Annotated in this window: 5 protein-coding genes; all 5 read right to left on the bottom strand. The window is 54.2% G+C overall.

Features of this window, described 5'->3' with window-relative positions:
• A partial coding sequence (locus D6694_02190; GenBank protein RMH47324.1) for a DUF262 domain-containing protein occupies window positions 1-486 on the bottom strand: 486 nt, incomplete at its 3' end.
• 13 nt (window positions 487-499) lie between these two features.
• A complete protein-coding gene (locus tag D6694_02185) occupies window positions 500-709 on the bottom strand; it encodes a hypothetical protein (protein ID RMH47323.1) in 210 nt (69 codons plus the stop codon).
• Window positions 710-824: 115 nt separating this feature from the next.
• Window positions 825-1,622, bottom strand: coding sequence for a hypothetical protein (locus D6694_02180; protein RMH47322.1), 798 nt, complete (start codon window positions 1,620-1,622; stop codon window positions 825-827).
• Window positions 1,616-1,909: a hypothetical protein gene (locus D6694_02175; protein ID RMH47321.1), complete on the bottom strand. Its 294-nt coding sequence runs from the start codon at window positions 1,907-1,909 to the stop codon at window positions 1,616-1,618. The genes D6694_02180 and D6694_02175 overlap by 7 nt, the downstream gene beginning before the upstream one ends.
• Window positions 1,884-2,366: hypothetical protein (locus tag D6694_02170; GenBank protein RMH47320.1), on the bottom strand; the 483-nt coding region annotated here is incomplete at its 5' end. The genes D6694_02170 and D6694_02175, both read right to left, overlap by 26 nt.

Here is a 2,366-nt window from a genome sequence, read left to right as displayed (position 1 = left end):
GATTTCGGCTTCAGCGTCAGGCCGCAGAAGATGAATCGGTACCAGACGTTTCTCCCAACAAGCGCTCGGGTCATCTGCCCAGATGGGATATCGGCGTCCGTTCTTGTACCAGCGACTTTGGGATACTACTTCTGGCTCATCATCCGAGTCATTGGATGTGATTCTGATGTAATAGGTGCGTTCTTCGTAGTTGTTGTGCAAGGCACGCCAGATTGCCGTGAGGCGTTGCTGACCATCCAGCAACAATTCCGTGACCCGCTCTCCTGTGTGAGGCGCACTTGCTATAGGGCGACATACAAATGGTATTTCATCCCCTACCTCAAGGATCAGCACGGAGCCAATAGGCAACCCACGCAACACCGCTTCGAGCAGGTCTGTGATTTCTCTGTACCCCCACGCTTCCATGCGTTGAAAGCGGGGCAGCATAATTTGGCGTGTCTGAACGCGCGTAAACCAGGCAGGCAATGTTCGATTACGGGCTTCCATGTTTCCTCCTCCGTCACTTTATCATCCCAAAATGCCGCAAGGCGGCACGAATGGGTGCTACCTTGTCCGGCGGACAAAGGTACACCCGTTCAGCGCCGCGGCGGTTAGGCGCTTTACGCACCGGCAACCCGCTCATCTCTTTGACGTGTGCGATCCAGCAAGTTTTCGGCGTGAAGCCGTAGTTTTGTTTAACCCAGATTTGAATCTGTTTGTAAGTGGCCACCGTTCCCTTCTCCTGACTCACGAACCTTTACTTCATCTTCTCAAACCCCGCCCGCTAACCGCCGTGTGCGGTGCGGATGTGGTCTTCCTGGTTGTAGCGCGCTCTGCCAAAGCCCTCATTCTGCTAACTCCAGACTGGATTGGTGCGGCTTTGGGTTTTCAAGCAAAGACCGAACGTCCTCTGCCAGCACTTGGAGTTTGTGACCGCTGGCCCATGTGAGCCATTCGGTTGCCGGGTAGCCGTAATGCTCTATGCCCCAGTCTTCTTGCATAAAAGAACAAATTTTCGCAACGTGCACAGGAATATCGCCTGGGGTTATTGGAACACCTGCGGTTTGGAGCGTGCGAAAATGTTGCTTGACACGCCGGTAGGCAATCTGGCCAATCTCCGGCATGTTGCGTTGCCATTGACCGGGCAGGTCAAACAGTTCGGAGAGCACGGTAATTTTTTCCAGCGTGTGCGGATCCGGGTTTGCGGGTAGCAGGTTTACGATGATGTCCCCATCAACATCTGAAAACTCCAGGCGGGCGATGTCGCGCACGGCTTCCCGGTAAGGCATCACCACAGATTGAAAGGTGCGTCCATCTTTCAAGGGGTCTTTCTCGCCTTTCAAACTATTGCACTTGTCGCAGGCGGGGATGAGATTGTGGGGATGCAAGGCCAGCACTGGATAGATGGATTTGGGCAGGTAATGTTCAACGGTGATGGCGTGGTTCATTGTGCCATCACAGATAGCGCAAGTAAGGCGTCCGCCATTTCCCTGGCTGTATGCCTGCCACCAGTCTCGTTTGTAAAAACTGCCTCTTTGACCAATCAGCATCCCGCCAATACCAGAGTCAGCAAATTGCTCGTAGAATTGGACTAACCACTTTTTTATCGCTTTGCGGTTTTCATCATTCGCATCACCTAGCAAGCGAAACCGAAAATTCGGATCATCCAGATGTTGAATATATTGCCGGTCATGTCGGAAATCGTCCAAAATAGCTTTTTTTCATCTAGCGGACGCTTTGTAAAATCTAAAATTTTGTAAAGCAACTTATTTGCGTCCAACCATTCAAAAACATTATCGCCGAGTACGTGGCGCAATTCATCTGGTGACAGGTTAGTATGCTCACAAACCAATTCAAGCACATACTCTTGAAAATCGAGAACACGTTCGAGCAAATCGGCGCAGTCAGGCAGTCTGGTCGGATGCAGCATTGAGGTCCTCCAGGCGGCTGCGGATGCGAAAACGCCAGTAGCCGGGGCTGACGATGGCCAGCAGGCGCTCCAACTCTTCCCGGTCGCCGCGTTTCAGGGCAGCGTCCAATTCTTCGTCGGCGAGTGAGCCTGCCGAACCCCCGGCGCCCAGCACGGCGACGGCGATGTCGCTGGGGTCGGCGCCCAGGGTGGGGGTGCGGATGTCCAGCGGACGGGTGTAGCCGCGTTCGTCTTTCACCAGCAGCACCATCTGCGGGTGGGCGATATCGGAAATCACGATGCTGGAATGGGTGGAGAGCAGCACGGTGGCCTGATAACCTTCCAGGGCGTCGGCCAGCAGGTTGACCAGTTCCCGCTTCCAGACATCGTTGAAATGCGTTTCGGGTTCGTCCAGCATGAAGAGGGCGTTGGGCTGACGCATGAGCAAGAAGAGCGCCATGCGCCCCAGGAACTCGCG

It is taken from the genome of Gammaproteobacteria bacterium, assembly GCA_003696665.1.
Classification (GTDB): domain Bacteria; phylum Pseudomonadota; class Gammaproteobacteria; order Enterobacterales.
This window is presented reverse-complemented; position numbering and strand designations above follow the sequence as displayed.

What these genes read in the sequence shown, in the direction of transcription:
- D6694_02175 (RMH47321.1), bottom strand. Translation starts at nt 1,909, where the DNA reads ATGCTGCATCCGACCAGACTGCCTGACTGCGCCGATTTGCTCGAACGT.